We start from the raw sequence: 6735 nt of genomic DNA on the forward strand, positions 1-6735 counted from the left end.
CTCCCCCGCCCCCTCTCCCGCAAGGGGAGAGGGGAGAAAAACCGCGCGGCCCGGCCGACGCTGGGCTCTGGATTCAGGCGGTTTCCGCCGCCTTCTCCACCCCTCCGAGCTGACTCCGGTACAGCCCGTGGTACACCCCCTGCCGCTGCAGCAATTCCGCATGGGTGCCGGCTTCCTCGATGCGGCCGCCGGCAATCACCAGGATGCGGTCGGCCGTTTCTATCGTGCTCAGGCGGTGGGCGATGACGAAGCTGGTGCGACCGCGCAACAGCAGCTTCATCGCCGCCTGCAGCTGGGCTTCGCTGCGGCTGTCTATGCTGCTGGTGGCTTCGTCCAGGATGAGGATGGCGGGGTCGGCCAGCAGCGCGCGGGCGATGGTGAGCAGCTGGCGCTGGCCCTGGCTGAGCTTGCCGCCATTGCCGGCCACCGGGGTGTCGTAGCCCTGCGGCAGGCCGCGGATGAAGTCGTCCGCCTGCACCAGGCGGGCCACCTCCTCCACCTCGGCGTCGCTCGCCTGCGGCCGGCCGAAGCGGATGTTCTCGCGCACGCTGACGGAGAACAGCTGCGGCTCCTGCAGCACCATGCCGCAGTGGGCGCGCAGGGCTTCGCGGTCCAGTTCGCGGATGTCGCGGCCATCCACCAGGATGGCGCCGGCGTCCGCCTCGTAGAAGCGCATCAGCAGATTGACGATGGTGCTCTTGCCGGCGCCGGTGGGCCCGACCAGGGCGATGCTGCTGCCGGCCGCGGCATGGAAGTCGATGCCGCGCAGCACCGGCCTGTCCGGCTGGTAGCCGAAGGACACGGCGCGGAACTCGACCTCGCCGCGCACCGCCGCCGGCCGCGCGCCGCCGCCGGGCTCACCGGCCTGGTCCAGGATGTCCAGCACCCGCTCGGCGCCGGCCAGCGCCGACTGGGCGAGGTTGAACTGGTTGGCGAAGTCGTTGATCGGCCGCTCGATCTGGCGCGAGTAGTTGAGGAAGGCGATGACCACGCCGATGGAGGTGTGGCCGCGCAGCGCCAGCCAGCCGCCCACCGCCGCCATCAGCGCGTAGGCGGTGTTGTTCATCGCGTTCATCGTCGGCCCCATGGTGCCGGCCATGATCTGCGCCCGGGTGGCCGCCTCGCGCACCTGGGCGTTGAGGCCGGCGAAGGTGCGCAGCGCCTCGCCCTCGCGGCGGCAGGCCTGCACCACTTTCTGGCCGGACAGGGTTTCCTCCATGAAGCCGCTCAGCTCGCCCATGCTCGCCTGCTGGGCGGAGAAGTGGCGCCGGGTGCGGCGCGCCACCGCGCGGGTGGCCAGCGCCACCAGCGGCACCACCAGCAGCGCCAGCAAGGTCAGCCACGGGTCCAGCCACAGCATGATGGCGAGCGAGCCGAACAGCATCACCACGCTGGTGAGCAGCTGCGGCAGCGCCTGGTTGAGGAACAGCGCGATCAGCTCGATGTCGTTGGTGGCGCGACTCATCAGCTCGCCGTGGCTGCGGCGGGCGAAGAAGGCCAGCGGCAAGCCCTGCAGGGTGGCGAACAGGCGGCCGCGCAGGGCAGTCACCGTGCGCTGGGATACCACGATCATCAACCGCGACTGCGCCCAGGCCAGCGCGGCGGCGCCGAGGTAGACCGCCAGCAGCAGCACGCAGGCGCCGGCCAGGCCGTCCACCGTGCGCGGCACCACATTGACATCCACCACCCGGCCGATGAGCCAGGGGCCGAGCAGGCCGAGGCCGATGCCCGCCAGGGTGAGGACGAAGGCCAGCACCATGCCGCCGCGCTGGGCGCCGATGCCGCCCCACAGCCGGCGCAGGGTGGAGCCGGTATCGCGGGCGCTGCCGGCGCCGGCGGCGGGCTGGGGCGCGATGCCCTGCAGCGGTTGCGGCCTAATCATGGAACACCTTCTCAAGCGCGGCGTGGCCGCGGTGGATCTCGCGGTAGGCGGCGGATGTGCTCATCAGTTCGGCATGGCTGCCCTGGGCGAGGATGCGGCCCTGCTCCAGCACCACGACGAAGTCGGCGGCCAGCGCGGCGGCGGCGCGCTGCGCCACCATCAGGCAGGTGGCCCGCGGCAGCAGCGCCTTGATGCCGCCGAGGATGCGCGCCTCGGTGGCGAGGTCCACCGCGCTGGTGGCGTCGTCCAGGATGAGAATGGGCGGCCGCGGCAGCAGCGCGCGGGCGATGGCGAGGCGCTGGCGCTGGCCGCCGGAAAGGTCGGCGCCACGCTGGCCAAGCACGGTGTCGTAGCCCTGCGGCAGGCGCAGGATGAAGTCGTGGGCCTGGGCGGCGCGGGCGGCGGCCTCCACCGCCGCGGCGTCTGCCGCCGGGCTGGCGTAGCGGATGTTGTCGCGCACGCTGCCGGAGAACAGCACCGTCTCCTGCTGCACATAGCCGATCTGCCCGCGCAGCCAGGCCGGGTCCAGCCGGCGCAGGTCCATGCCGGCCACCCGCAGCGCGCCCTCCTCCGCATCGTAGAAGCGTGGCACCAGCCCCAGCAGCGCCGATTTGCCGGCGCCCACGCTGCCGAAAAGGGCGACGGTGGCACCGGCCGGCACCGTCAGCGTCAGGTCTTCCAGCGCCGGCCGCAGCGCGCCGGGGTAGCGGAAGGTGACCCGGTCGAAGACCACTTCCAGGCCGAGGCCGCTCTCCCCCGCCCCGTGTTTCTCCGGCTGCCGCGGCTGTTCCGGCGCGACGATCTCCGGTCGCTCGGCGAACACCGCGTTCACCCGCTCCGCCGCCACCCTGGCGCGGGAGTAGTTCATCAGCAGCATGCCGATGGAGGTCAGCGAGGACAGGATCATGGTGGCGTAGTTGATGAAGGCCACCAGCTCGCCGGCGCTCAGGCTGCCCGCCTCCACCCGCAGGCCGCCGAACCACAGCACGGCGACGATGGCGCAGTTGAGCGCGAAGGTGAGCAGCGGCACGTTGAGGGTGACGATGTGCCAGGCGCGTATCGCCGCCCCGGCGTAGTCGGCATTGGCGGCGTCGAAGCGCCTGCGCTCGCGCTCGCCGCCGACGAAGGCCTTCACCACCCGGATGCCGGCGAGGTTCTCCCGCAGCACCAGGTTCACCGCGTCCAGCTTCTGCTGCACCTGGGCGAACAGCGGCACCGACCAGCGGATCAGCAGGTAGAGCACGCCGAACAGCGGCGGCACTACCGCGAGCAGGATGAGCGCCAGCGCCGGGCTGATGTTCAGCGCCATCGCCATGCTGCCCAGCACCAGCAGCGGCGCGCGCACGAAGACGCGCAGCAGCATCATGACGAACTGCTGCAGCTGGGCGACGTCGCTGCCCAGCCGGGTGATCAGCGAGGCGGTGCCGATGCGCTCCAGGTTGCCGAAGCTGAAGGCTTGGGTGGCGGCGAAGAGATCGCGCCGCAGGTCGCTGGAGAAGGCCACCGCCGCCTTGCTCGAATACACCGTGCAGCCCACGCCGCCGACCAGGCCGAGCAGCGCGCACAGCAGCATCAGCAGGCCGCTCCGGCCGACCTGGGCGAGATCGCCCTGCATCACGCCCTGGTCGACGATGCTCGCCATCAGGCGTGGCTGCATCAGGTCCATGGACACTTCCAGGACCATGAGCAGCGGCGCGAGCAGGCTCGCTACCCAGTACGGCCGGAGGTAGGAAAGGAGTTTCAGCATGCTTTCTTGTTGTTTGGGGAGACTGGTGGGGTTGAGGGAGGATGGGTTTCAGGTGCGGTGCTTGGCAAGCCAAGAGCGGTATCGCGGTGAGGGGTTTTGCCCCCCTCCCTCGCGGGGGAAAGTTCGGGAGAGGGGGAGTGCCCGTCAGGGCCCATGAGGTGATTTCGAGGCCGCGCCCCGGCCCTGCGGCCTCCATGCCACAGGGCGCTCCGGGCTCATGCGCCGAGCCAACTCCTCCCCCAGGGCGTCTCCCAGCTCTGCTCAAGGAAGAGAGTAAAACCCGCGCTGGATTGGTGGCCTGGTTCAGTGCATGAATTCCTTCACGGCGACTGTAACGCCCAGCAGCAAGAGTCCAGGCCGCAAGGATGTATTTGGCCTACCCGTCTCCGCAGGTTTTCCCCCTCTCTCCTCGCGGGAGAAGGTTGGGGAGAGGGGTCGCCCGCAAGGGCGCCAAGCACCTATTCAATTCAGCCCTCTTCCCCGCAGGACGAAAAAGCCCCCTCAAATCCCCTCGCTCTCAATCAGCGCATACGCCGAATGGTTATGGATGGATTCGAAGTTCTCCGACTCCACCCGCCACGCCGCCAGCCGGCTGTCACCGCGCAAACGCAGCGCGATATCCCGCACCAGATCCTCGACGAACTTCGGGTTCTCGTAAGCCCGCTCGGTCACCCACTTCTCGTCGGCGCGCTTGAGCAGGCCGTACAGCTCGGACGAGGCTTCCTCCTCCGCCACCCGCGCCAGCTCGTCCAGCCTCAGCGGCGCACGGGGTGCCACCGTCAGGGTGATGTGAGAGCGCTGGTTGTGGGCGCCGTAGGCGGAAATCTCCTTGGAACAGGGGCACAGGCTGGTCACCGGCACCACCAGGCTCAAGGTCTGCCGCGGCGGCTCGCCGAGAGCGCCGTCCACTTCCACCGTGGCGTCGATGTCCAGCAGGCTGGCGATGCCGGACACCGGCGCGCGCTTCTGCAGGAAGCAGGGAAAGCGGAACTGGATGCGGCCGCGCTCCGACTCCAGCCGCGCCAGCATGTGCGCATGCAGGGCGGCGAAGGCGGCGCTGTCGAACACGGTGCCGCGCGACTCCTCCAGCACGGCGACGAAGCGCGACATGTGCGCGCCCTTCACCGCGGTCGGCAGCGCCACCGTGCTCTCCACCGTGGCCACGGTGTGCGCCACCGTGCCGTCGGCGCCGCGCAGCGCCAGCGGATGGCGCAGGCCGCGGATGCCGACGCGCTGTATCGCCAGCGCGCGCTCATCCGCACTCGCCTGCACATCCGGCAGGCGCAGGAAATCCGGTGCATTCACGACTCGGCGGCCTCCTCGCCGGCGGCTTCCTCGCCCGGCGCCTGCCAGCCGGCGCCCAGCAGGCCGAAGCGCTTCAGCTGGGCGCGCAGCACGTTGCGGGAGATGCCCAGGCGCTTGGCCGTCTGCACCTGGTTCTCGCGGGAGAAGGCGAAGGCGGTCTTCACCAGCTCCTCCTCCACCGCCTCGTAGAGCCGCTCGTGGCCCTGCTCCAGCATGCGGCGGATCACGCAGGCCAGGCGCGGCCCCTCGGCCACCGGCTCGGCGTTCCAGCTGCCCGGCGCCGCCGCCAGCAGGCTGGCCTCACCGCGCGGCAGGCGCAGGTCGCCCACGTCCACCTTGCCTTCGCGGGAGACGATGAGGGCGTAATGCACCACGTTCTCCAGCTCGCGGATGTTGCCCGGCCAGTCGTAGTTGAGCAGCGCGCATTCGGCGGCGGAACTCAGCGTTACCGACTGCAGCGCCAGCTTGCGCCGGTAGCGGTCCACGAAGTGCCATACCAGCGGCATGATGTCGCCCGGCCGCTCGCGCAGCGGCGGCAGCTGCACCGAGGCGACGTTGAGGCGGTAATACAGGTCCATGCGGAAGTTGCCGGCGCGCACCGCGCGGGCCAGATCGACGTTGGTCGCCGCCACCAGGCGCACGTCTATCGGTATCGGCTTGCGCGCGCCGATGCGCACCACGCAGCGCTCCTGCAGCACCCGCAGCAGCTTCACCTGCATGGCCAGCGGCAGGTCGCCGATCTCGTCCAGGAACAGGGTGCCGCCGTTGGCGGCCTCGAACCAGCCGGCGCGGGCCTGGGAGGCGCCGGTGTAGGCGCCGGCCTCATGGCCGAACAGCTCGGCCTCGACCAGGTTGTCGCTGAAGGCGCCGCAGTTCACCGCCACGAAGGGGCCGTTGCGACCGCTCTGCTGGTGGATGTGGCGGGCGATCAGCTCCTTGCCGGTGCCGGTCTCGCCGACGATCAGCACGGTGGCTTCGCTGGCCGCGACCCGGCCCACCTCTTCCAGCAGGCCGACCGAGCGCGGATCGTGGAACACCAGCGCACGCGCCCGGATGGAGAGGGAATGCGCCTCCGGCGAAGAGAAGGTGAGCAGCGGCGCCGCCTCCCGCTTCCCGTCGTCGTGCAGTTGATACACAGATTGGCTCATCGTCGATCCTTCGTTTTGCGTCGCAAAAAGGATCGTCCACCGCCCGAGCGCGGCCAACCAAGATTAAGTGACTTGTAATCCATCGTTTCACGAATATGACCAGCGGGTTGCGGCTGCAATGCCCGCCCCGTGCCAGTTCGCGCCCCCTGTCGTTTCGTTTTCGGTACAGACGGGCTGCGCCTTTGCCCGCTGTTTTCGGCGGAATTCAGCAAGAAGCGCACCCAGTCGCGCTCCGCCCGCATCGCGGGCCGCAAGTCCGCGTATCCGCGCGGAAAGCAGCGCGCCGGCCACGCGCCCGCCCGGTTCGCCTCCGCCACGCCGGCTGCTGCAAGCGCAGCAAGTCGCAACAGGAAATGCTGCGCCCGCAACATGCGGGCCGCGGCCGGACCGGCGCCAGCCCAGTGCCCGCGGGCATGGCGCCGTGGACCGCTAATTGCTGAAAGGCCGGCTTCGACTTTGCCGGTCGCACTTCCGTGTCCCTGCCGACTCTCAGCTCCTCGACTCGCAGCCCCATTCCCGCCCGGAACAGTTCGCCCTCGCTGATGCCACGTCCGCCGTCGGAGCACCCCGCCCGGCCCGAACCGGCCGGCCCCGCCCAGGCCAGGCCGGTGGAGCAGCGCGCGCCGCAGGCGCCCGCCCTGCCCGCCTCGCCG

At 70.4% G+C, this 6735-nt stretch carries 4 protein-coding genes; all 4 read right to left on the bottom strand.

Features of this window, described 5'->3' with window-relative positions:
* Window positions 1-73: 73 nt before the first annotated feature.
* A complete protein-coding gene (locus tag GRF61_RS22710; RefSeq protein ID WP_169152897.1) occupies window positions 74-1882 on the bottom strand; it encodes an ABC transporter ATP-binding protein in 1809 nt (602 codons plus the stop codon).
* Complete coding sequence (locus GRF61_RS22715; protein ID WP_169152898.1) at window positions 1875-3629, bottom strand: ABC transporter ATP-binding protein; 1755 nt, start codon at window positions 3627-3629, stop codon at window positions 1875-1877. Before GRF61_RS22715 ends, GRF61_RS22710 begins: the two co-directional genes overlap by 8 nt.
* 501 nt (window positions 3630-4130) lie before the next feature.
* On the bottom strand, window positions 4131-4934 hold the full coding sequence (folE2, locus tag GRF61_RS22720; protein ID WP_169152899.1) for a GTP cyclohydrolase FolE2: 804 nt from the start codon (window positions 4932-4934) through the stop codon (window positions 4131-4133).
* Window positions 4931-6082, bottom strand: coding sequence for a sigma 54-interacting transcriptional regulator (locus GRF61_RS22725; RefSeq protein ID WP_169152900.1), 1152 nt, complete (start codon window positions 6080-6082; stop codon window positions 4931-4933). The genes folE2 and GRF61_RS22725 overlap by 4 nt, the downstream gene beginning before the upstream one ends.
* Window positions 6083-6735 lie beyond the last annotated feature (653 nt).

Source organism: Azoarcus sp. TTM-91, from assembly GCF_012911025.1.
GTDB lineage: Bacteria > Pseudomonadota > Gammaproteobacteria > Burkholderiales > Rhodocyclaceae > Azoarcus.

Coding starts and splice junctions, on each gene's coding strand:
- GRF61_RS22715 (WP_169152898.1), bottom strand. CDS start 3,629: ATGCTGAAACTCCTTTCCTACCTCCGGCCGTACTGGGTAGCGAGCCTG.
- GRF61_RS22710 (WP_169152897.1), bottom strand. CDS start 1,882: ATGATTAGGCCGCAACCGCTGCAGGGCATCGCGCCCCAGCCCGCCGCC.
- GRF61_RS22725 (WP_169152900.1), bottom strand. CDS start 6,082: ATGAGCCAATCTGTGTATCAACTGCACGACGACGGGAAGCGGGAGGCG.